We start from the raw sequence: 24,955 nt of genomic DNA on the forward strand, positions 1-24,955 counted from the left end.
TTTATTATCCTTATTAAGCCACTTTTGTTATTAATTTACTAAGTTCACAGATAAAGTCAGTATTCAATGACTCCTGCTTATTTTTGTTTATTCTTATCTCTTGATTAAGAGTTAATTCGATATCATTTACTGAAGATGATATTTTATTAATTAATTCAGATTTTTCTTTTTCTCTTGTTTGAATAATGCCAGATTTTATTTTTTCAATTTCATCAAACAATGTTGAAATGCCACTCTTTTCACAAAAGACTGGTTTATTTTCTTCAATACCTCTTAGGTATCGTGTTGCTGAAAGTGGTATGATCGTGAGATTTTGAAACTTAGATTCAAAAGATACTTGCTGCTGAATTTTATCTACAACTGTATTTAGCTCTTCACCCGTTTTTTGATCTATTTGGGTTAAAACTAAACACATCTTTTGTGAGTAATTGGTCGTACTCACTGCAAGGCGATTAAATATATCTAATTCATATTTATCCAACTCACCAGCGGTAACTTGGTGAACTAGAAATAAATAATCAGCCATTTCAAACGCACCCGTTAACGCTGCTGCATCATCTTTACCATGAACATCAGCATCTAACCCTGGCGTGTCAATCCACATAACCTCATTATGTTCGATGGATAAATTCTCTATCGTTTCACGCTTATCTGCCGACTTAAATGCCGCATAGCCAAAAATAGCATTTAGTAATGTGCTTTTCCCGTGATTATATTTCCCAAAAACAGCTATTCGTGGCTTTTGATCACTGTGAATGATTTTATCTAAACGTGATAAAGAGTGTTGAAATGTTTCACTCATTATCGATGCATCTAATTTCATAACCTAACCTTATATATAGCATCCATTACTGCATTCATTTGTAATTGATTGCAGATTTTTGCATTTTCTTTGTAATATTCATCGATTGTAAATCTTGCTTTAAACATTTGGTCATACGCATCATCTACCCGACAAACGATTGGCCTATTTTCATAAATACTGCATTTTTGTTTTTGATAGTAAATGCAGATTCCATCCCCAGAGTGGAACTCTTGAAGCTCCGCTATATTGTGTATCTGCTGACAACATAAACCACAGCCTGTGCATGGAAATGGCATCACACCCTCATTTTACCAAACGTTATTCACCGTAAATATAATTAAATAATACGGCACATTCCACAATAAAAACGTCATTTATCATCATAACTTAGCATTATTATACTCAACTAAGACAGCGGTCACGCTTTACAAACCTGACCGAGTAAACAATCACCTATTCAGTAAATAAATAATAAAATAATCACTGGATTTTTTAGGTTTATAAGCTTACAAAAATGCCCACTCGGGGTGATTGGGCTTTGTTTTAAGGGACGGAGAAAAGATCAAACAAACCGAAAAGCTAGATGTTCAATTAACACAACTTAGTCTGGTTGAGGTTTATTGATATAAATCAAATTAATTACTTATTTGTTTCTAACTAAAAATCTTATTTCAATCTCAGAAAAATATAACCATTTGATTTTATAGCTTAAATAATTATTGGCATTTGACTTTATTTTTATTAAAGCAATCTCAGTCGTTGTCAATAATAAAATTATTTAACAAAAAATTGACATTAGATTCTTCAATCATGAAATTAATAAACTGATGCTATCAATTTTATTTCTTTAATTATTTTTAAACTTATTTAATAGTAAAATAAAAAAACCATTAACAAAAAAGTATAAATTAGAGTTTTAATACTAAAATAAGTTCATTGTCCATAATAATTCAAAATACTCATGAACAGCATTTGTTTTTTTTGTTTTACTGCATTTGTTTTTTAGTTGATATTTACATCAGGAATAAAGAGATTTAAATAAACTCTTTTTGTTGAACTAGACATACAAACTATAAATAAAGTGTATTTATGAAAATTAACTTATCTTTTAATGTGGATGTAGCTGCAAGACAACGTATAAATACTATTTTGGATGGATTCAAACACTTCTATGTTTCATTTTCTGGAGGAAAAGATTCTGGTGTACTTTTAAATTTGATTATTGATGAATCCAGAAAGAGAAATCGCTTACCTGTCGACGTATTGATCATAGATTTAGAAGCTCAGTATAAAAATACTATTGAATATATAGAGGGAATGGTCTCAAAAAAGGAAATAAATGCATTTTGGATTTGTCTTCCTCTTAGTTTAAGAAATTCAGTTTCACAATTTCAGCCTAAATGGATCTGTTGGGACCCATGTTTTCAATATAAATGGTTACGAGAATTTCCAAAAAATAATTCGGTAATAAAAGATATGACTTATTTTCCTTTTTATAAATTTGGTATGGAGTTTGAAGAATTCGTTTTTGAATTTTCTAAATGGTATTCCTTAATGAAAAACTCACAATGTGCCTGTTTTATTGCCATACGTGCTGATGAATCATTAAATAGATATAGAACAATTAAAAATAAACATAAGAGTAAATATCTTAATTTCAAATGGACAACCAAAGTTACTGAAAGTGTTTATCATGCTTATCCAATATACGATTGGAAAGTGACTGATATTTGGATAGCTAATGGAAAATATCAATATTTGTATAATAAAATTTATGACTTGATGCATATGGCTGGTGTTTCATTAGCACAGCAACGCTTATGTCAACCTTTTGGAGACGACCAAAGGAAAAGCTTATGGTTATACCAAATACTAGAGTTTGATACATGGCAAAAACTTGTAGAACGTGTCGAAGGATGCAATTTCGGTGCTAGGTATAGTAAAAGCCAAGGTAGAATTTTAGGCTATTATAAATTTGATTTGCCTGATGGATATACTTACAAATCTTATAGTAAATACTTGTTAAAAACTATGCCACCAGATTTAGAAAAACATTATAGATCAAGGATATTTCAATTTTTATATTGGTGGAGAAAAAATAAAATCAAGACAGGTGTTTATTCAATCCCTGATTTTGGTGATAAAAAATTAGAATCTGCTAAAAAAATACCAAGCTGGCGAAGAATATGTAAGGTTTTAATAAAAAATGATTATTGGTGTTATGGCTTATCGTTTGGTCAGAATAAAAGATTAACAAACTTATATATAGAAACTTATGAAGATTATATTACCGGAAGAGGTTATGTATGAATGAACTTGAAGAGTTATTGGTTATTATAAATCAAATTGAAAGTATAAAAACATCACATTTAAACATTAAATTTCGGGTTGATTTATTTAATCAGCTATCAGACATAGCCTACAGAATTATTGATATTGCACATCCAATTTTAAATGTTAAATTAATAAGTTCAAGTTCAATTAAAAATAATGATTACAACCCTAATGTTATGGCACCACCTGAGTATAAGTTATTAAAACAATCAATTAAAAAAGATGGTTTAACTATGCCAATAGTCGTATCTAAAAATGATAATGAACTATATAACATAATTGATGGTTCACACAGAGTTAAAATGATAAAGAATAATCTTGATATTAAAAACTCATTTCACAGCTATATTCCAACTGTTATTTTAACAAAAAGTAATAACGATAGTATGGCATCATCAGTTAGACATAATATTGCAAGGGGAGTACATCAAGTTGAGTTAACGTCAAACTTAATAATTAAATTAAAACAGTCATCATGGACTAATGAAAAAATATGCCAGGAACTAGGAATGGAACCTGATGAAGTATTAAGAATGCAACAAATTACAGGGTTAGCTCATGCGTATAAAGATGAAGATTTTTCTTTTGCATGGAGGTAATAAATATGGAGATTCATATGATTAAGAAATTATTAATATCTAGTATTTTAATAGCGATATTACCAAAATACGCTATAGCCGCTGATATACCAACAATAAACAAACCGTATAAAAGTAGTGACTCTGGTTTACTGGCAACTAGAGGCGCTCTTAATAATGTAGTAGATCGAGTTAATGAAAATTTTAACGTGGTAAGCGATAATTTAACAGCCGCAGATAGTGCTATCCAATCAAACCGTGAGGCAATAGTCGCTGCTCAAGCGAGCAATGCTGCTACCTCTGCAAGCTTGGATAATGTGAAGCAACTTAGCAAACTGGCAACGTTTGGTACTGTGGTTAATGCTCAAAATACAATAGCAACAAATAATGCAGTTCAAGCGGTAAGCGATAATTTAACAGCCGCAGATAGTGCTATCCAATCAAACCATGAGGCAATAGTCGCTGCTCAAGCGAGCAATGCTGCTACCTCTGCAAGCTTGGATAATGTGAAGCAACTTAGCAAACTGGCAACGTTTGGTACTGTGGTTAATGCTCAAAATACAGTAGCAACAAATAATGCAGTTCAAGCGGTAAGCGATAATTTAACAGCCGCAGGTAGCACTATCCAATCAAACCATGAGGCAATAGTCGTTGCTCAAGCGAGCAATGCTGCTACCTCTGCAAGCTTGGATAATGTGAAGCAACTTAGCAAACTGGCAACGTTTGGTACTGTGGTTAATGCTCAAAATACAGTAGCAACAAATAATGCAGTTCAAGCGGTAAGCGATAATTTAACAGCCGCAGGTAGCACTATCCAATCAAACCATGAGGCAATAGTCGTTGCTCAAGCGAGCAATGCTGCTACCTCTGCAAGCTTGGATAATGTGAAGCAACTTAGCAAACTGGCAACGTTTGGTACTGTGGTTAATGCTCAAAATACAGTAGCAACAAATAATGCAGTTCAAGCGGTAAGCGATAATTTAACAGCTGCAGGTAGTGCTATCCAAACAAACCATGAGGCAATAGTCGCTGCTCAAGCGAGTAATGCTGCTACCTCTGCAAGCTTAGAGCATGATATTAATGCAGTAAAAGATGATTTAAACAAAGTTGGAGAAGCGATTCAAGCAAACCACGATGCATTAGCGAATAGTTCAGGTTCGATGGATAGCTCATATACTAATGACTGGAATAATATGTTTAAAGATTCTATCAACAATCTTCAATCTCAAATTGATAAAAATAGAAAATTATCATCAAGAGGTATTGCCGGAGTTGCTGCAATGACAAATATCCCGACATTAACCGATGGCTCATTTTCAATTGGCATGGGTTATGGCTATTTTGATGGTCAAGATGCGTATGCTTTGGGTATTTCAAAGTCTTTTGAATCAGGGATTGCTGTAAAAACATCATTAGCGACTTCCGGCTCAAAAGATACGACATTTGGTGTAGGTGCAAGCTACAGCTTTAGATAATAATACTTATTTTATTCCAACCTAAAAAAGCACGCGTTTCAGCGTGCTTATAAAATTATCAATTAGCCTTTAGCGGTGGCTTTTTCTGCTTTCTTTCTTGCCGTCTCAGCCTTCTTCGCAGCCTTAGCTAACGCCTCTGCCTCAATGTAAGCCTGTGCAATGCGCTCTAGTAGCTTATCCGCAGGTTCATCGTTTGGATCTTGCGGCACCAACTCACCACGAAACGCCTTAGCTAAAATACTTTGGGTTAAGTTATTCACTCTCGCTTGCGCTTTTTTCACTTGCGCTTCAATGGTGTCAGCGAAAGCGAAATATTGCTCGACGAGACGAACGATCTCTTTTTGCTCTTTTATCGAAGGCAGGTCAATTTCAATATTCCTAATCGATTTAGCATTAATATTCGGTTGGGTCGTCGTTGTTGCACTTAACCCCATAATCTCTTGACCTACTGGTGAAGTTAAGAATATATATACATACTCTACCAACACACTTGGATTGAACCTAAATCTAATCAAGTAGGCACTTGGGATAGCCAAATAGTCCCCTGTAAAAATAGCCATTACACCAACACTCCCAGTTCGTGTAACGAGTAAATCACCTTTATTCACCTTAAATTGTTCCATTTTTTCATCTGGGACTAAAATTCTCGGCGTATCAGGAGTTACATTAATCCCCCCATTAGCAGTCATGTCCGTAGTTCTAATAGTAGGAATTCCCACATCACTATAATCATCTTTACTAAATCTCGGACCATAGAATGAGCTTTCACAAAGAGAATCGAGCTTAATCCCTTTCTTCCATGCTTTTTCCGCGTCCCCACGCCACTCCTCCGTCAACTTCCCCGACACCGCAGAAGCGAGTACCGATTGGCGAAAGCGTTTTAGCAAACTAGGAATACCATCTAAACGCGCTTTAATGGTATCGACCTGTGCCAATACCTCATCCAGTTTTTCAACGATGCGCTTTTGTTCAGCTAGTGGGGGTAATCTCACCATATGAGCTTTAATCAATTGTTGCGATATATTCGGCTGAGCTCCACCTTTACCCTTTTTAATAAAGACTTGCTTTTCACTATTTAAAAAATAATAAAGGAATTCTGTCGTAGTAGTCCCATCAATTGGCTGACCAACAGCACACGCTTGATTAGTTGTAGTATCAAACTTTAAAATTGATGTTTTACCAATAGTTGCCCCATACATTGCAATGGCAACGGAACCCTTTTTAAATAATTTTGCACTAGATTTATCTAAACCTAATTGAGTAATATACTCAGACGCCTCTTTTAGATACTTGGGCCCTAAATCACCAGTTTTCACCCAAGGAATATCACCACCATAGTAAGACGACTCACTACGTTTCGGTGTTCCTCCTGAGCCCCAAGAAGCAATATTATCTAAAGGTGTAATCATCCACCCTTTCGGCAACGAACTCATAGTTCACCGTCCTGCGCCTGAGCGCCCAGCTCCCCACCCCTGAATCCTGAAACCTGCTCTTCCTGCTCTCTCAACCCAAACGCCTCTGCCACCAACAACTTCTGCCCCTCAGCCACATCATCCGCCCCTAGCGCTTGCATCAGCTGATAAATCTCAGACATCGCCTCAGTCAGCTCTGCCATTGCTTCACCTGCTAATACTTCTGGCTCTGGCAAGTTCTCTGCACTGGTGGCTTCTAAATCTTTTAACCACGAAATATCTAACGAGTCGCCTTTTTGATCACGAATGTAATCACGGCTGAATTTGCGGAAACGTGCGTTCTCTAAAGTGTGTTCAACAGAGTCTTCCCCTTCAGCAAAGATGTTACCTAGCGTCTCGTAAACCCCCTCTTCACGAGCAGATAAACCGTTTGCATCGCTGCCATACGCATTCACAAACACATCAAAGTGCTTTTCAGTTAATGGACGGCGCTTACCAAAGGTGTTCATGTTGGTACGTAGGTCAAATACCCATGTCTCCTTGGTGCAGCCTTTATCTTGATTTGGGTTCTCTGGCGTGCCTTTTTGGAAGAAGAGTACGTTGGTTTTTACCCCTGCCGCGTAGAAGATACCCGTAGGCAAACGCAAAATGGTATGTAGATTACACTTATCCATTAAATCACGGCGAATTTCTGTGCCCTTACCACCTTCAAATAAGACGTTATCTGGGATCACTACGGCAGCACGACCGCCCGGCTCTAGCGCATCATAAATATGCTGCATAAAACACAGTTGTTTGTTACCTGTTGGGTGAACAAAAGTACGGGTGATATTGGTGCTTGATGCACTACCAAATGGCGGGTTGGTTAAAATCACGTTGGCTTTAGGTAGGTTTTCACCTGCGCTGCCTAGGGTGTTGCCTAAACGGATTGCGCCTTCGTTCTCATCACCTTCAATGTCGTGCAATAAGCAGTTCATTAACGCCAAACGACGCGTTTCAGGCACTAGCTCTAAACCGACAAAGGCTTTTTTCATTTGGAACTCTTGATCTTCATCTGGGAGTGCAAATAAGTTGTCGGTGTTTGATTTAATGTATTTGTCCGCTTCAATTAAGAAGCCTGCCGTCCCTGCTGCCGGATCTTGGATGATCTCGCGCGGTTGTGGTTGTATAACGTTCACAATGGTGCTGATTAATGCGCGTGGCGTAAAGTATTGGCCTGCGCCTGATTTGGTTTCGTTGGCGTTCTTTTGCAGTAAGCCTTCGTACATATCACCAAAGTCATCACGGCTTTTGCCTTCGTCGCCATCTTCATCACTGTACCAATCAAGGCTGTCCATGTTCGACACTAGCTCAGTTAACTGTGCTGGTTGAGTAATGGTGGTGTTTACGTTTTGGAAAATAGCACGAACAATGGCGTGATCATCTGCACCCAGTTGTACCAACATATTGCGGTAAAACTGGTGTTGCTCTTGACCAATTTTTGCTTTTAGATCGGCCCAGCGAAACCCCTCTGGCAATAAATCGTCTTCTTGCCCTGTTTCTTCACACATTTTAAGAAACAGCAGCGAGGCCAATTCATTGACGTAGTTTTGGTAAGACACTCCGCCATCACGCAGGTTGTCACACAATTTCCACAGTTTGGCGACCAGATCATTATTGTTCATGTTATTTCTCTATTGATTTGTGCGATGGGCACTACTCTGCCCATCGTTAAATGCATTAAATTCGGTATAAAAATTGAGATCAATTGTACCCGCCTAGGCAGGCTCATCCCACATATATTCATTAAATTGAAGCAGTATGCCGTCTAATTCATCATTAAAGACGCTCATTAGCTTACGTTTGCCACCACTACGCTTGTAATTACCCGTTTTGAAGGTGTCGTCATCCAACACCACTTTCTCTTTTATTGAGTTGGCGATGCGATCAAGCCATTGTAGTTGAACGGGTTGCCACTCTTTGCTTGATTTTATTCTGTCTAACGCTATTTCGACTCGCTGCTCAAACGGCAATAACGCATCCCCAATGGCGGCACGACGAATGTGGCCAATTAATCGCGCGGCGATATCTTGGTTTTTGCTCTCTTTCCATGCGGTTTTTAGTGTGGGTTCATTGAAGTTTTGGGCATCGAACCACTCTTGCAGCTCTAATAAGCCTTTTCGTGTTAAATCTCGTGGACGGTTGATGATGATGTCTAACGCGTCTTGTTGATTGGCTGAACGTGTGACTAAGGCATCGAAGGCGTCTAAAAAATCGTCGGCGTTTTTGTGCTCGCCGTACAGGGTTTCGACTTTGATCACCGCATCTTCTATATCTGTGAAGATCGGCATGTCACGCAGTTCATTAATGTCTAGTTTCAATTGTTCTAAACGCCCTACCATGTTTGGCAAAGCATTGAAGATCTCCGCTGACCATTTTGGCCCTTTTTCTTTGAGCGTTTTGGCAAGCCCTAAGAAGTCACACCCTGCGTTGTCGATACACAATTCATCAAAGCGTTTGATGTGTGCTTCGATCTCTTTGGATTTATCACGGTTAAAATGAGCATGACTGGTGATGCGTTGCAATTTGGCTATCAACTGCTCATGGCTGTGCTCGGCAAAACTGCGTCCGTCCGCCTCTATGGTTTTATAGGTTTCTGAATCGGTTATTTCGTTGACTAAGGTTTGTAGATCCACCGTTGGACGAACTACCACTGGACGCATGGTATCAACGCTTTGCAGAGTAGAATACAAATCAACGGCATCAAAAATACGGAAAGATGTTTTGCCAACTTCAGGACACAGACGCGTAGCTCGGCCTTTCATTTGTTCATACAAGATACGGCTGCGTACTTTACGCATAAAGACGATATTACAAATACTTGGGATGTCGATGCCTGTGGTTAATAAATCGACCGTAACTACTATGTTAGGTAGGCGTTCTTTATTAAAACGGGTGATCATCGATTGCACTTTATTGGCGTCTTTATCTGAATCGCCCGTGATTTTGATGATTGCATCGTGCTCTAGTTGTGGGTATTTGGCTTTAAACGCGGTGCGCAGCTCTTCCACCACCGCATCGGCATGGGTGTTGTTCACACAAAAGACTAAGGTTTTTTGCGGGCTGGTTGGGTCAATATGGTGCACTAACTCTTCGCACACCACTTTATTGAAGTTGGAGGCGATTAAGGCTCGGTTAAAGTCAGCAACCTCAAAGCCTTGTTCATCATTTAAGGTGTCGTTAATTAACTCGCCTTGGTTTGATAAACGCTGAACTTCGCTGCCTTGCGATAAATACACGCCACCGTCACTCAATTTGGTGATGATGCGGATTGGCGGCTCTTGATCGGTTAGGAAGCCATCAATCACGGCTTTTCGATAGCTGTAACGGTACACTGGCTGCTTCTTATCGCCACCAAAAATATCGATGGTATGCAGTGCAGGCGTTGCGGTTAGTGCAATTTTCACTGCATCAAAATGATCGATAATGCGGCGATATGAGGAGATAAAATCTAACTCATTACGGAATTTTTCTTCGCCTTCGGTCTGCTCTTTATCAAGAATATAACCTCGGTGGGCTTCATCAATAATAATGCAATCGTAACGGCCAACAGGCATGGTCTCGTCACTTTGCAGTGTGCGTTTTACCAGTGATTGAACCGTTGCTACGTGGATCTTGGTGCTGTCTTCAGGGAAACGGTCGGTTAACCCTTTTACATTAAAAATGCTATTAAACGTGTCGCCTTTGATGTTGGTGTCTTCAAACGAACCTAACGCTTGCTTACCCAATGAAGTTCTATCAACCAAAAAGAGGATGCGTTTAAAGCGTTGAGATTGGATCAAACGATACATTAAAGCAATGGCAGTACGTGTTTTACCTGTGCCTGTTGCCATGGCGAGCAAAATGTCTTGTTGGCCTTTGGTTATCGCCTCTTCTGTGGCTTTTACGGCTTCTTCTTGATAATAACGCAAACCGAGATCGCTCATGTCGCCATTATCGCTAAACCAACGGTTATTGTGTTGATTGTCGCTCTCTAGTTTGGCAAGTAGCTCTTCTGGGCTGTGCCATTCTGGTAGGGTCTTTGGCATATTTGTGGCATGACGAACATCACGATACCAAATTCCACTCTTGGTTTTTATTGCTGAGCGATAAGTACGACCGTTAGCAGAAAAACAGAATGGAATTTTATACGGCTCTGAACTGGATGAGTCAGACCATGTTGGTAAATAGGTTGGTAATGACTCGGCAATTAGATCGAGTGCGCTTTGATCATTGGCGGCGTGCTGTAATTCATTACGCAAAAAGTTGTTATCAAAATATTTGCTATAGCGATAAGCCTCACTCAATTTTGCCACGACGTCTTTATTGGCTTTTTTCGCTTCAATAACCCCAATGGCCTTTAGACCAATGAATAGAACGTAATCGGCAAAGCCTGTTTTACCCGTTTCATCTTTGCCTGTTGGCCATTCAGCAATCGCCATATTTCGACCGATTTGTGGACGAGTACCGTTAGCGAAGCTAAGTAATTTACTGTCGGCATCCCACCCTGCTTTTCGCAGTTGGTTATCAATAAGGTAGCGACTTTCACTTTCGCTGAGATCCAACGAGCGTGAGGCGGCTTGATCGGTGATCTGCTTTTTGTACGCTTTACGCTCTGCTTCTGTTTTCTTGGCAATTTCTTCGTCTTTACGTTGCAGTTGTGCCTCAAGCGCGGCGATGCGTTCTTGGGTTTGGCCTTGGGTTTCTTCTTGTTTACTTTCTAGCACTGAGATATAGCCAGTTAATGCCGTCAGTTTGGCATTTTGTGCAGCGACTTCTGCTTTGGTTTGCGCTTCACCTTGACGAACAAGCAATAACTCTTGTTTTAATGAGTGCATTTCTTGTTCAAATTGGGCTTTGTTTTCTGAGCTTGGCAGAATGAAAACAGGCACCGCGAAATCAAATTGTTTGGTGACTAGGCGGTAATACCAGATGGCAAGACGGAATGCCAAACGTAAGCACATTTCAGCATCTTGCAAATCATTATGGTATTCATGAACGGCTTTGTTGCCAATTTTACGCAGCTTATGAAATACAGTAAGGATGCTGTCGTCAACAAATGGAATTTTTCCTAGCTCACGCAATAGCTCGTGCTGATTATCTGGCGCTTCAATATCCAGTAATTTTGCAAGGTGCTTTGCGGTAGCTTCTCCAAAAATACGCACTTTCACTAAGGTGGTATTTGGGTCATCTGGAAAGTTATTCTCTGCCGCCCGCACAATGACATATAAGAAGTCATTGACGCCTTTTAGAAACTCAAAATTTGATTTTTGCATATGCAACCTAACCGTTTGGTAAACCACGTTTTATTTTAGGTAATGGTGTGGTGTCCCAGTGCTTATCTAGAATTTTTAGTATGTGGCTTTATAGCAGATTTTAAAAAATAAAACGATGACATGGATAGGAGAAATGACGGATTGATTCTTATATTTAGATGACAATAAAAAAGAGCACCGAAATGCTCTTTGTTTATGCTTATCTTTACGCGGCTTCCATGCGTGAGATGATCGTGTCTAGCGGCAGATCTTTGTCTCGGATTAATGCGATTACGGCTTCGATGTCCTCTTCTCGGTTTGCTGCCATGGCTTGGTTAATGTCATCAATTAACATTAACGCTTGGGCTTTGGTTAAGTTGCGTAACAGACTAATGCGATTGTTAGCCGACATAGCCATCAACTCAGTGGCTGAATTACTGTTTTTTGTATTCATGTTTTTATTACTCACTGGTTGCTTTGTTTTTTTAGCCACATTTTTCGCCTCTTTTATCGGGGCGTGTTGGGTTTTATCCTCCAAACTGATGACGTTGTTGGTTAAGGATTCAATTTGCATCGGTTGTTTCTCTGTATGTTTGCGTTTTAATTTACTGTCTAATAGCTCGGCATAATAAGCCATGCTAGGTAACATGAAATTAAGGTGGTTGTGTACTACCCCTTCAATGCTTTTCAACTCTTTTGGTTTGAGGTATGCGCCTTGTTTTCGCGCTTGTAAGGCAAGTAATACTGACTGCTTTACTATCTCGATACGCTTCAAATTGATGCCATTAATGCACTGGCTCTCAAGTACACTCGCTTCTTCTTGCGTTTTTAATGCACTAATACGTGTTCTTAGTGATTTCACGCAGTTTTGAATTAATTTGTCGTTCGATTGCTTGAGCTGGCTGACTAATTTACGTTTTTCTTGTTGTGCCGTTTTCTCCACCTCATTTTTGCTGGCTTTGAGCTCTCTCTTTACTTCTGCCATGAAGTTATTAATTGATTTGCAATCGGATGGTGTTGAGCCGGTGTAAATTGGCTTGGGGATACCTTCAATCAATACTTTTAAATGGTTATTTTTGGCTCTTTCATAAGTGAATGGCGTGTCTGTACCAAGCAGATCGTTTAAAAATTTAATTACGCGTTTTTGGTATTTGCTGTAGCTGCTTTGTTTGCACATGATGCTGTCTCTCAAAGTAATGTCGTTTCGTTGAGAGATATAGTAATTGGCAAGATGAATATGATGCAGTTTATAAGCTTGTGAAAATATTGAATGTGAAAAAATAATAATGTTAAACCTTATATATAACTTTTCTTTCTCTATTTTCAAAAAAATAATGACTGATGAATCATGTCTCTTTACGACAATCTTTCATTTTTGAAACATAAGATTACATTTAAAGACAAAGATAACCCCCTGTCTTTGTTTGACAAATGAAAATCAACCGCAACCAAAAAAGCGAAATAACAACAAAAAACTGACTTTACGCGTCAAAAAACGGACACCCAACATATTACAACCCCAATTCCAATAGTCAAAATAGAAGCAAGATCACATTTTTGATATTTTAAGATATCCTTAAAATTTCTTCTGGTTAAAATGCACGAAAATTCAGCCCCGCTATCAATTTAATAGTGATATGTGAATTTTGTATGGATCGATTGAAGGTTTTCATCTAATTACAGCGACTCAGAAACTAACCTTTATTTAACACAAATAATAAAACAGTCTATCCATCGTACACTTTAATAATTAATAAATTTATCTAGATTAAGATAAATAAAAAGAAGAAAAAGCAGTGATAAAAATAAATAAAATAACAGCCGCTATTACTAGCGTTATGTTCAGTGGGTATCTATACGCCGCTGATGTAAATTTAACGTCTAACATTGTTACTTTTGTTCCAGGTGAAACAAAAGTTCAAAATGGAGATATGGTTTCTTTTAATGGCGACTGTTTTGTTGCTAAAAATAACCCTGGTGTGTGGGAATCTCCTACCGCTGACTCATGGTTTTGGGATGTTGCAGTATGTTCAGGTGAACCTGAGCCGGAACCTGAACCAGAACCAGAACCAGAGCCTGAGCCGGGTCCAGATCCAGATTTAGGTGACGTGATTCCATTTATCCCTGGTAAAACTCAAGTTTCAAATGGCGACGTAGTTTCATACGACAACCAGTGTTTTATTGCTCAAAACAACCCTGGTGTATGGGAAACGCCAAGCGCAAGTTCGTGGTTCTGGTCACTAACAGAATGTTCTGACGAACCAGTTAAGCCTGAACCAGAAGAAACTGAACTGTCTATTCTTGCTCCAACAGCTGGTCAAGTTGTTCAAGCAAATGCAACGATTGCTATCAGTGCACATGTTGACGGTAACCAAGCTGCTAAAGTTGAGTTTTGGGTAAACAACACAAAACTAGCTGAAAAAGCAGTTAACGAAAATAACACTCAGTACTCTCACGTTTGGACTCCAGTTGAAGCGGGTAATGCGGTAGTTAACGTATTTGTATTCGATAAAAATAACCAAAAAATCGAACAAAAATCAGTATCTGTTGTTGTAGAAGCAGAAGTAACTGAAGATTTCGTTGCACCTGTAGTTAAATTTGTTACGCCAACTAATGGCTCTGCAATCAACGTAACTGAAAGCGTTGCTATCTCTGTTAATGCAACAGATGCAGATAACGATTTGACGACACTGGTTGTTACTGCAAACAACAAAGAAATCTGTTCATTTGATGCTGCTAATACCAACACTTTTGCGTGTGATTTCCAGCCTACTCAAGCTGGTAACGTAACACTAAAAGCTATCGCTACTGATGCTCAAGATCTTTCATCTACAACAAGTGTAAAAATCACTGTTGAAGAAGATGTGGTTGAGCCACCTGTAGAGCCGCCTGTAACTCCAGGTGACTTATGTAAAGACTTTAATGTTTACCCTGACTGGACACGTGGTGATCACGCAACTGGTGGTGACATTATGGTTAACAAGAACATCGCTTACTCTGCGATCTACTGGACTAAATCTGTTCCTGGTAGCGATGATTCATGGGCACTTCACCTAAATTGTGATGGTACAGAACCAGGTACAGCACCGCTTCTTTCTCTACCAAACCCAATGGACCCAGTTCGTCTAGAAGTTGCTGGTTGGCCAAACACGTTAGTTGTTGCTAGCCCATCGTCTGCGGCACCAGCAATGCTAACTATTGAAGCAAGCAACAGCGCTGATTTAGCTGATTTTGATAAGCTAACAAGCACGTTTGTATCTATCATTAATAAAGCGGCACAAGCTGGCTCTGCATCAATCATCATCAACACTGATGTTCTTGATCAAGCAACGCAAGATAAAGCATTATCTTCAAACAGCATTGCGGTTAAAGAAGCGCTAACTAAAGCGATGGATATCACTGGCAACAAGATTGACATCGACGATATCAACGCGCTTAGCAATGACTTGAAAGGCTGGGCTACTGCGCACCACCTAATCATCTCTACGCTAGCACCAGAAGCAAACTACGGTTGGTCTCTAAATATTGGTGATTTCGCGTTTGATACTCACTCTGGCAGACAATCTGTTTGGGATGAAGCATCTAACTACAGCGCTGATCTACTAGACAAACTAGAGTTGTTCAAAGCAGATGTTGCAACTAAAGCTGATTTCATTGCGTTCACTAAGTCAAGCTCAACAGCAGCTCTAACTAGCGACCAATGGCATAATGCTCTAGAGTACGTTAAGCAAGTTTCTGATTTTGTTAAAACACCTGTAATGCTAAACAATATCCCTACAGATCAAGCTTCTGCTTATTTCATGGGTGATAATGCAAGCAAACCACAAGTGCGTAAAGCTGCATTCAGCAACGTATTTGCTATCGTATTTGATAAAGATACAGCAAAACTAACTGCTGAAATCGAAGAATACAAAAAAGCTAAAATGCCACTGTACTATGTTGGTGAATCAACAGAAAATGGCCAATTAACTATCATTGATGCGTTAAACCGTGAATTGGCTGACGCTGAAGATACAATGAACAACACTGCATTCTTGTACGAAACACCTCAATCACAATGGGTTCCGTCTACTGTTTATAAGTGGACTGACTTCATGACTGGTCTGAATGCAATGCATAATGTTGGTGTTGCTGGTAACAAGTTCTGGCTACTAGATGAAAACGTTGATGATGCAACCAACATCAAATATGCGAAAGTAGCGATTGCTGCGTTCTTAGCACAGAGTATGCAAGAAACGATTCGTTACAACGCATGTGATGAGAACAACTGGGCTGAAATTAGATACGGTGCTGCAACAGATTACCCAATGTCAGCGAGCTGTGGTCAACTTGGCCAAAAGTATGCTGATTACGGTGTGAACCCTGTTTCTGGTTTGGATCACGCTTACTCTTGTCCTCGTGACAACAAAATGGAAGTAAGTGCACTAACTCACGCTAAATGGTACGGTGCTCCAGCTCCTGTATTTGCTGCTCCAAATGCAGTACTAGAAGAGCGTGGTCTGCTTGTTAACGGTAGCGTTGGTCGTTGGACTAACAGCGGTCACTGTAATGACGTACCTACTTCTGTAGATACATCTAAGCAAGTATGGGAACGTGATACATGTAAAACATACGTAGATCAAAAAGCAGGTAGCTTTATTTGGGATGGCAGTAGCCAAGCTGATGTTGAAGGTTGTGGTTGGTGGGGCCGTGGTGTAATTCAAACTACTGGTCGTCAAAACTTCGGTACACTTAACCACTACTTAGGTCGTTCACACGTTGACCCTGAGACAATTGGTAAAACAATTGATGGTGTTGTTGTTGAAGCGCCACCAGAGAACCCGCTATACGCTGAGTTAGATTTCTGTTCAAACCCAGGCTTAATTTGTAGCTCTGAAGAGAACAAAGAAATCAAGTGGATTGCAGGTCTATTCTACTGGGTTACTTCAGTACAAGCGTACCCAGATGAGTCTGGCCAATACGGTAACTGGAACTACCACAACGAGCTTAAGAAATACGTTGACGGTGGCATGAAAGGCACTGAGTTTATCGATGATGTATCTGGTATCGTAAACCGTGGTTGTCCTGATTTAGTGTGTTCTACTGGTGAAGTTCATAACGTTAAAGAACGTCGTGCTAACTTTAAACTGGTTCTAGAGCAACTAGGTCTAAACCCACAATAATTTGGTTACGTTATCTAGATAATTCGTTATCTAACATATCTAAATGAATAAGAACCCTACTTTTCGAAGTGGGGTTCTTTTTTTTGTCATCAGCAAAGTAAAGAATAAAGTGAACAAATCAGAAGTGGTTTTATACAAATGACAGATACAAAAAAACACGCTATTAAGCGCTTCATTTTCAATAAATTGGAATTTTAAAACAGGGACAATCTCTTGAGGAGGATAAAAAGAGATTGGAGCGTACAGCGGGAATCGAACCCGCATCATCAGCTTGGAAGGCTGAGGTAATAGCCATTATACGATGTACGCACATCGTTGGAACGAGATAGATAATGCCACACTGAGCGCTGAGGTAAAGCACTTTTTTATACTTAACTAATTGATTGCATGATATTTAAGCACAATTTGCAAATTTTAAGCTTTACACGCTATATGGTGGTACAAATAGTAAGCACCGACAGCCTATTTTCTCACTAGGTAGTGTGAGCGATGCTTACTAAAACATTTCTCTCTAATCAGGAGCAGATAGACTTTCAGGATTATCCTCTATCCAACGCTTCAACCATTCTACCTGCTTTTTAGGATCTTCATTTTTTAACTCTTTCCATTTCGCTTGTGCTGATATATTTAACTTCTCTAATTCATGACCCTCTTGAGTCCAAGGTAAATCATTGCCATAAAAACGCTTACTTTTTTGGAGCCTAAGCGCTAGTGGAGAACCAGTAAAATATTTACTCTCTCTCTTATCAATTCCTTCTTGGTACACCCCGAAAAGATGTAATTCAGAAGAATAGATCTCACCGCTCATATTATCTAAGATCGGGCCAAACGGTCTTAATCCTTTTACCTTTTTACCTGTTGGCGAGATATAGTCCAAATCAAACTTTATTACATACAGCTTTTTAGACCCTATCTGATTGAGAAAAAGTTCAGGTGCTTGCATAACTTCTTTGACAACCATAGAAGAAAAGGCTAATAACTCACTCTTATATTTCCCATCTATATTTAATTCAGCTTCTTTCGTTTTAATATCACTGTAAGCAGGCTGCGAAGAGTGATAGCCATAATTGATCTTATAGCTAATATCCATTACATGATGAAGAGAGCTAAAGTAACTTGGCCCTTTTCCCTTTGAGTTCGCTTTTATAAGCACTGAGTCTTGCTCTTCAATACTTAACTTTAACTGCATTGTGATCTTATCAAGATTGAAACCAATACTCTTGTAATCTTCACGGTTATCTTTATCTGCTAATAAAGCCACATAAATCGATGCTGGTTGCTCTTTACTCCAATCAAACTGTTGAGAATTAATTAGCTTTTGTTTATCAAACCATTCAAATTTATTCCCTATGTTTAATGCAGCAAGCGATGTGATATTTCCTTCTATATAAGGTTTTTTACCTGTTCCTTTACTACTTTCATTCGCTTTAACAAAGCTTTCAACAAGTAAATCAACTTCATTAATTACCGCACTTTTATTACCTAACCCATCAAAGAGATATAGCGGTTTAGTTGATGTATCAACACTTCCATAGGTATTGTTATCATCAATGCCATAGTGAATATTGCTCATATCGTAAAGCACGCCACCAACGTCCAGTTTTTCTATCGAAACTTTATGCTGATTCAGCTTAAAGAAATACGACAGAGCTTTGTATTTACCATCTTGTTTCCACGTATCAAAATTTTCATACCAATAACCAGAAAACAGAGGTTTAAGACCGGGGATTTCATACTCACCAAACCAATAGGTTGGTTCAAATTCAACAGCGGTTAACGTTTGTTTTTCGTCTTTATCCGCTGCATAGTCATCGCCTAATTGCTGTGTGTAGTATGACGTCAATTCTTTATCTGATGGCCCGCACACGGTTAAATCAGACACTTCTTTTGCTGATAACAAGACTTGATATTGAGGGCCATCAACATCAAGCCAACCACGATCACAACCATAGCTTAATGTTGCTTTAAAGAATTTCTTCGCATCTTCTGAAGCGTCTTTGGTTAATACTACTTGTAACTTAACACGAGTGAATGGTGTGATACGGTTTGTTTTACCTTCTTCTTTCCACTCTGAATAAGGCATCCATGATTTATCATCATCTCGATCGTTAAGTACCAATAAACGACTAAAACCAATATCGTCTGATTTTAACTCTTGAGCTGTATTGTTAAACAACTTAACAAAATCAACAAAACCATTCTCTTTGTCATCCATATACAAACTGGTTTGCACAGGGAACCCAGTATTAAACGTACCTTGAATTTTAGCTCGTTTAACTAAATGTTTCGTTGCTTCATCCAACGTTGCTTTCTTATTCTTATTGGCATATTCCACAAAGAAAGAGCGTGCTTGCGATGCGCCAGTTTTATCATCTCTCACTCGGTTCAGCCAATTCTGAGCCATGGTATTGTAAGACGACTGAGGGGCTTCCCAATTATCATTAAGAATATAAGTTTCTATGTAGTCTTGAACTCGATCGCTTATGAGTTCTTTTTTATAATCACTATTTGAGCTACTCCCTAGCGATATTCTGGCAAGTAATTCAATTAAACCATTTAACGCCAAAGCTCGAAGTAAGAAGCGTTTTTGTAATTCTTCTGATGTTTTATTCGCCTTTAGAAACGCTTCTACCTCTTCTTTTTTCGTTAACTGCTGTTCAATTTTTATCTTAAACCCACGATACTGTTGCAATACTTCAATGTGAATTTTACCTAACTGGTTTAGCTCATTAACGTTCTTATATTTGGCTTTAAAATCCTTATAAGCCCCTTCTGTTAATATTGAATCTAAAAAGCTTAACCCACTGTCTGCAATAGTAGCACCCTCTTTAATTAACATAACCCCAGCCGCGACAGGGGCGATAGGGGTTAACATTGCCACCCCCATTAAAGAGTTAAATACTGCTGATATTTGCTCTTTTTGATTATTATCTAACCCAACATCAATCGCCTGTTTTGCTTGACGAACTTTCTCTAAGTCAATCATACCCGTTCGGCTAGGAGGTAAAGCTAATGAGTAGGTTGGAGGCAATAGGCTTATTTCAACACGTCTATCTTCCGCTAACGCTGAATCGTCCCCAGTTTCACTCATAGCAACTTTAGCGTTGCCTGCGCTTATTGGTTGAGTGTTGCCATGCGACAAAGTAATAATACGCTCAGGTAATGTGTTATCTTCTTTCGCTTTATCTAAAATTGCCTGTTCAACTTGTTTCGCGCGATCCTCAGCAATCGTCTTATTCGCCTTATCACTGCCGATTCGCCCTGCGTGCCCATCGATTTGAATTCGATAGTCTGGGTGTGTTTTTAGTAGTTCAGCAATTTTCTCACAAACTTTATCGATATCACTGCGTAATGTCGTACCTGTATTTGGTAGCTCCGACGAATTAAATTTGAAGTTTATATGAATAATCGCACGAGAGCCTTGCGTAATAATACGAGCAATTTGCTCCTTACCGTCATTATTCAAAACCTTAGTGGCATCTGAAAGCTGCTTAGCCCAGTCCGCCTCGGCTTTTACCATCACAATTTTTTGCAAATAATCAGTGGTTGCACCATCAAAATTTTCTTGTTCTTTAGTCGATTGTTTCTCTAATTCTCCTTGTTTATCTACTAGCTGATAAAAATCATACATACTGCCAATACTGTCTATAATAGGTAAGCCTTTAGCCAATTTTGTATAAGCACTTCCTTCAAACCAACTTGCCGCAAGGTTTCGAGTACTAACGGATGCCCCTTGGCTTTGAAAGCTTTCTTTCATCTCTTTTAGAGCATTCTGCATAAACGTTTTATTAGCAAAACCGTTACGCACCATTCTTCCAAAAGTTTGTGGCGCAGTTAAATTAAATCGTTGTACTCTTTCGGTGAGCTTAACTGCATCAGTAAACGCATCACGCGCTTCTTTAACCGATTGCAATCCAAATAAGAAACTCGCTCCTGCAGTAAGCGGCTCTGGTAAAGCACCCTCAACGGTTAATTTACCCCAAATATTTTTTGCCACACTGGTTGCAATTTGTTGGCTAGATAAATCACCAAAGACACCAATGCCTTTTGTCGCAAAACCTTGAGCGTAAGATTGCGCTGTCTTTTGCACTGCGGATGCAACACCAAGCGTGGCTACACCAGTGCCTTTTAACGCCACTGTATTTCCTTGCTGCGTCATAAAATCAGAATAGCTAGGTAGTGCCGTTGGGTATTGATAAATTAAACACTCTTCAAGCGAGATTAAATCACCACACACCATCGCCAACTTACCAAAACCGCTTATCGGTTTAAAAGTGACTTTTTCATGCAGCTCATAAGTATAGACGTCTTGTACAGTTCGACTTTCTTCATGTTCAATATGAGTTTCAAATTTCAACTGCCCTTGCTTTACTGAATCAGGAAATGTGGCTTTTACTTCCTCACCTAAAAATTCTTGCTGTTTTTGTAAGTATTCTTCAACCCAAAAACGAGTCCGCAGTAAAAAGTAACCATCATCAATTAATGTAGGATCAAAGTTAAATACCACACTTGGTAGTATTTTCTTTAAGTCTTCTTGCTCTTCTTGAGTTTGAGCTTTTTTCGGATTTTCTTTAGTTACAAAACTCGTAGCCAAGACTTTTTCTGCTTCACCTGAACTGTCTTGCTTTGATTTTACTTGAATAAGAGAAACTTCTGCACCCACATACAAATCACTGCTGAACACTACCCCAAGTGAATGATAGACAGGAGCAATAATGCCTTGAATCTCTTTTACTTCACTCGCTATAATTTTGTTATACCAATCATTATAATCATTTTGTTCATCTGTCAGCGGTTTATCTGATTCATTTTTATAAGGCTCTGCTAACTGACTAACTTTGATTTTACTGATGGTAAATTGAGTTAAATCAGGTTTTTCTGGTAATAGTTTTTTTGAATAAATATCTTTTAATGAATCATTTAATGCTTTAACACTGGTGTGTGTTTCCGCTAGTTGCCCAATCACATTTAATGGCGGAAACGTCAATGAATATGATTGACTTTCACTTAACTCGTTAACGGTTAATGGCGCCTTATGACGTAAAAAGGTTTGTTTTTTTGCTACAGTTTCAGGCACCGTATTTTCATCAAAGTAACCCAGTTGACATAATAAACCGTCTTTATTCGAGCCCCATAGAACAGGATTTTCAACATCATCAACCAAAACAGGAGTGAACGGAATTGGACGAACATTGCGTAAATCAGCCTCTTTAGTTAAATCAGATGAAGCATCCTTATTCCAATCGGGAAATGATTCACTTTGTCCACGACGCTTCCATACAAAATATGCTCCTAACAGATAAACGCCATGATCATAGGTTTTTAAAGCAGGCATTATTTATCCCCCTTAAACCACAGACCATTATTCGCTAATCCATTATATAAAATAGCATCACCTGATAATGTGCCATAATAAAATGCACGCCATGACCACACTCTATCTCCAACACGATCTACTATTCTAACTTTAGCAAAACTATTCAAAGCACTATAACAAGCGTCTTTGCCTAAAATTTGAGCTGGCGTGAAGTCTGTTGTCATTTGCTTTACAGTTCCTTTTTCTATATCAAAAAAGAAACCAAAAGAAGGATTAGAGCCCCAAGCATAATGGCCAGTAGGATCAATAGAACGAACGGTCATTCGCGCTTCTTTAAAAGGAAGCTTCTCATCAACATCGATTAAAAGTTTCTTTTCGTTTGTTATGCTATCAAAAACAGTAACGCCAAATGGATACACTACAGTGCGATTACCACCATAGCTTACAGCCGAAGTTTCTATATCAAAATCAACCTTACTGACCTCACCAGTAACTGAATCCCATCGAGAAAAAAGATCTCTAGCTCTTTCAAAATATAAATAACGACTATCCTCAGACCATAGCATTGCTAAAGGAGACATTGATATACTTAGCTCTACCACTTTACCTGTTTTAATGTCATATACTGTTTTATATCCACCTAGATCAGCCCATGCTACATAACGATTATTAGGTGAACGCGTTAAATTTTTAATGCCATTAACCAACTCTACCGTTACATCCGTCACCAAACGTAAATCAGTGCCATCGGTTTTCATACTCCAAACCTTAATCCCACTCTCATATTCATCTTTTGAGCTTGAGTTCGCCCACGCAAATTGAAAGCGCGGTAAATCGTACGAGCTAGCGTCATTGAGATCTTCTTTTGGCCACTCTTTGGCTTTTTCAATAAAGTAACGAGGAAAATCTTGATACATTACTTTTAAATCTTTTTTTGTCGTGAATTGAATGTCACCACTGCTTTCCATGGTGTAATAGTTATTCTCACCCACATAGGTACGATCTGGATGTTGCTCTGCTCTTAATTGAGCCGCTTCGGCTGCCACACTTTCAGCGTCATTACACCCCATTAAAGTGATGCTAAATAGTGCAAGTAATAGTATTTTTTTCATTGTTCTAGCCTATTAATTCTGAAATTTTAATTTTTGTTAAATGTGAAATTATCTGTACGTTTTTAATTATTAAATCAATCACATTTAATGGTTGCTTATGACGTAAAAAGGTTTGTTTTTTTGCTAGGGTTTCAGGTGCCATATTTTCATCAAAATAACCCAGTTGACACAATAAACCGTCTTTATTCGTGCCCCATAGAACAGGCTTTTCAGTATCATAAACCAAAACAGGCGTAAAAGGGATTGGGCGAACATTGCGTAAATCAGTCTCTTTAGTTAAATCGGACAATTGATGCCAAGCTCTAAACTCTTTTGTTCGTCCGTTATCATGAAGGTCAAAATATGCACCTAAGAGATAAATGCCATGGTCATAAGTTTTCAAAGCAGACATTATTTACTCCCCTTAAACCACAGGCCATTGTTCGCTAATCCATTATATAAAATTGCATCTCCTGATAACGCACCGTAATAGAATGCGCGCCATGACCACACACGATCTCCAACACGATCTACTATTCTAACTTTAGCAAAGCTATTCAAAGCACTAAAATGTGCATCTTTGCCTAAAATTTGAGCCGGAGTAAAATCTGTTGTCATCTGCTTTACAGTTCCTTTTTCTATATCAAAAAAGAAACCAAAGGAAGAGTTTGAGCCCCAAGCATAGCGACCTTCGGGATCAATTGAACTCACATCTAATGAGCGTTCATCCATTGAAAGTGAACGATCTACACCAATCCAATTAATTTCTTCATTGGTATTCGCATCTTCAACCAAAACACCAAAATCTAAAACAGTCGTTCGTTTTCCTCCAAAGTTAACTGCTGTGGTTCTTACATCAAAATCAACCTTACTGGCCTCACCAGTCACTGAATCCCAACGAGAAAAAAGATCTCTAGCCCTTTCAAAATACAAATAACGACTATCTTCAGACCACGACATCGGTAGAGGAGACATTGCTATACTTAGCTCCACCACTTTACCCGTTTTGATGTCATATACTGTTTTATATCCACCTAGATCAGCCCATGCTACATAACGATTATTAGGTGAACGCGTTAAATTTTTAATGCCATTAACCAACTCTACCGTTACATCCGTCACCAAACGTAAATCAGTGCCATCGGTTTTCATACTCCAAATCTTAATCCCACTCTCATATTCATCTTTTGAGCTTGAGTTCGCCCACGCAAATTGAAAACGTGGTAAATCGTATGAGCTAGCGTCATTGAGATCTTCTTTTGGCCACTCTTTTGCTTTTTCAATAAAGTAACGTGGAAAATCTTGATACATTACTTTTAAATCTTTTTTTGTTGTGAATAGGATGTCACCACTGCTTTCCATAGTGTAATAGTTATTCTCACCCACATAGGTACGATCTGGGTGTTGTTCAGACCTTAATTGAGCCGCTTCTGCTGCCACACTTTCAGGGTCATTACACCCCATTAAAGAGATGCTAAATAGTGCAAGTAATAGTATTTTTTTCATTG

The 24,955-nt window shown here is 38.7% G+C and carries 14 protein-coding genes and 1 tRNA gene; 4 read left to right on the forward strand and 11 right to left on the reverse strand.

All coding sequences use genetic code 11. The features are described 5' to 3' along the window. Positions 1 to 13: 13 nt before the first annotated feature. Both PVK71_RS06925 and PVK71_RS06930 read right to left on the reverse strand, forming a co-directional pair. Complete coding sequence (locus PVK71_RS06925) at positions 14 to 823, reverse strand: GTPase (RefSeq protein ID WP_274420897.1); 810 nt, start codon at positions 821 to 823, stop codon at positions 14 to 16. Next, on the reverse strand, positions 820 to 1,101 hold the full coding sequence (locus PVK71_RS06930) for a YkgJ family cysteine cluster protein (protein ID WP_274420896.1): 282 nt from the start codon (positions 1,099 to 1,101) through the stop codon (positions 820 to 822). The genes PVK71_RS06925 and PVK71_RS06930 overlap by 4 nt, the downstream gene beginning before the upstream one ends. Positions 1,102 to 1,894: 793 nt before the next feature. Between PVK71_RS06930 and PVK71_RS06935 the strand changes: the two genes are divergently transcribed. From PVK71_RS06935 to PVK71_RS06945, 3 genes are read left to right on the forward strand one after another with little or no spacing between them, the layout of a single operon-like run. After that, positions 1,895 to 3,115 (forward strand): DUF3440 domain-containing protein, encoded by a 1,221-nt coding sequence (locus tag PVK71_RS06935; RefSeq protein ID WP_274420895.1) that lies wholly within the window; start codon positions 1,895 to 1,897, stop codon positions 3,113 to 3,115. Next, on the forward strand, positions 3,112 to 3,738 hold the full coding sequence (locus tag PVK71_RS06940; RefSeq protein ID WP_130048831.1) for a ParB N-terminal domain-containing protein: 627 nt from the start codon (positions 3,112 to 3,114) through the stop codon (positions 3,736 to 3,738). The genes PVK71_RS06935 and PVK71_RS06940 overlap by 4 nt, the downstream gene beginning before the upstream one ends. Before the next feature lie 17 nt (positions 3,739 to 3,755). Further along, the gene (locus tag PVK71_RS06945) at positions 3,756 to 5,192 is read left to right on the forward strand and encodes a YadA C-terminal domain-containing protein (RefSeq protein ID WP_274421783.1); all 1,437 of its coding nucleotides are present in this window, start codon (positions 3,756 to 3,758) and stop codon (positions 5,190 to 5,192) included. Positions 5,193 to 5,254: 62 nt separating this feature from the next. Here PVK71_RS06945 and PVK71_RS06950 read toward each other — a convergent pair whose 3' ends face one another. From PVK71_RS06950 to PVK71_RS06965, 4 genes are all read right to left on the reverse strand, one after another. Next, the gene (locus PVK71_RS06950; RefSeq protein ID WP_274418741.1) at positions 5,255 to 6,625 is read right to left on the reverse strand and encodes a restriction endonuclease subunit S; all 1,371 of its coding nucleotides are present in this window, start codon (positions 6,623 to 6,625) and stop codon (positions 5,255 to 5,257) included. Continuing rightward, positions 6,622 to 8,268, reverse strand: coding sequence for an N-6 DNA methylase (locus tag PVK71_RS06955; protein ID WP_274418740.1), 1,647 nt, complete (start codon positions 8,266 to 8,268; stop codon positions 6,622 to 6,624). Before PVK71_RS06955 ends, PVK71_RS06950 begins: the two co-directional genes overlap by 4 nt. Positions 8,269 to 8,361: 93 nt before the next feature. After that, positions 8,362 to 11,898 carry a type I restriction-modification system endonuclease gene (gene hsdR, locus PVK71_RS06960; protein ID WP_274418739.1) on the reverse strand — a complete coding sequence of 1,179 codons (3,537 nt, stop codon included), beginning with the start codon at positions 11,896 to 11,898 and terminating at the stop codon, positions 8,362 to 8,364. Between the two features lie 205 nt (positions 11,899 to 12,103). Continuing rightward, positions 12,104 to 13,054 (reverse strand): hypothetical protein, encoded by a 951-nt coding sequence (locus PVK71_RS06965; protein ID WP_274418738.1) that lies wholly within the window; start codon positions 13,052 to 13,054, stop codon positions 12,104 to 12,106. Positions 13,055 to 13,673: 619 nt separating this feature from the next. Here PVK71_RS06965 and PVK71_RS06970 point away from each other — a divergent pair. Beyond that, positions 13,674 to 17,039: an Ig-like domain-containing protein gene (locus PVK71_RS06970; RefSeq protein ID WP_274418737.1), complete on the forward strand. Its 3,366-nt coding sequence runs from the start codon at positions 13,674 to 13,676 to the stop codon at positions 17,037 to 17,039. Positions 17,040 to 17,273: 234 nt separating this feature from the next. Here PVK71_RS06970 and PVK71_RS06975 read toward each other — a convergent pair. The 5 genes from PVK71_RS06975 to PVK71_RS06995 form a co-directional block, all read right to left on the reverse strand. After that, positions 17,274 to 17,348, reverse strand: a tRNA-Gly gene (locus tag PVK71_RS06975). Positions 17,349 to 17,550: 202 nt separating this feature from the next. Further along, complete coding sequence (locus PVK71_RS06980) at positions 17,551 to 22,374, reverse strand: OmpA family protein (RefSeq protein WP_274418736.1); 4,824 nt, start codon at positions 22,372 to 22,374, stop codon at positions 17,551 to 17,553. Further along, entirely contained in the window at positions 22,374 to 23,468 is a 1,095-nt protein-coding gene (locus PVK71_RS06985; RefSeq protein ID WP_274418735.1) for a WD40 repeat domain-containing protein, read from the reverse strand. Before PVK71_RS06985 ends, PVK71_RS06980 begins: the two co-directional genes overlap by 1 nt. Positions 23,469 to 23,472: 4 nt before the next feature. Further along, positions 23,473 to 23,859, reverse strand: a complete 387-nt coding sequence (locus PVK71_RS06990; protein WP_274418734.1) for a hypothetical protein — start codon at positions 23,857 to 23,859, stop codon at positions 23,473 to 23,475. After that, positions 23,859 to 24,953: a WD40 repeat domain-containing protein gene (locus PVK71_RS06995; RefSeq protein WP_274418733.1), complete on the reverse strand. Its 1,095-nt coding sequence runs from the start codon at positions 24,951 to 24,953 to the stop codon at positions 23,859 to 23,861. The genes PVK71_RS06990 and PVK71_RS06995 overlap by 1 nt, the downstream gene beginning before the upstream one ends. Between the last annotated feature and the right edge of the window lie 2 nt (positions 24,954 to 24,955).

This window comes from Aliivibrio sp. S4MY1 (assembly GCF_028765545.1).
GTDB lineage: Bacteria > Pseudomonadota > Gammaproteobacteria > Enterobacterales > Vibrionaceae > Aliivibrio.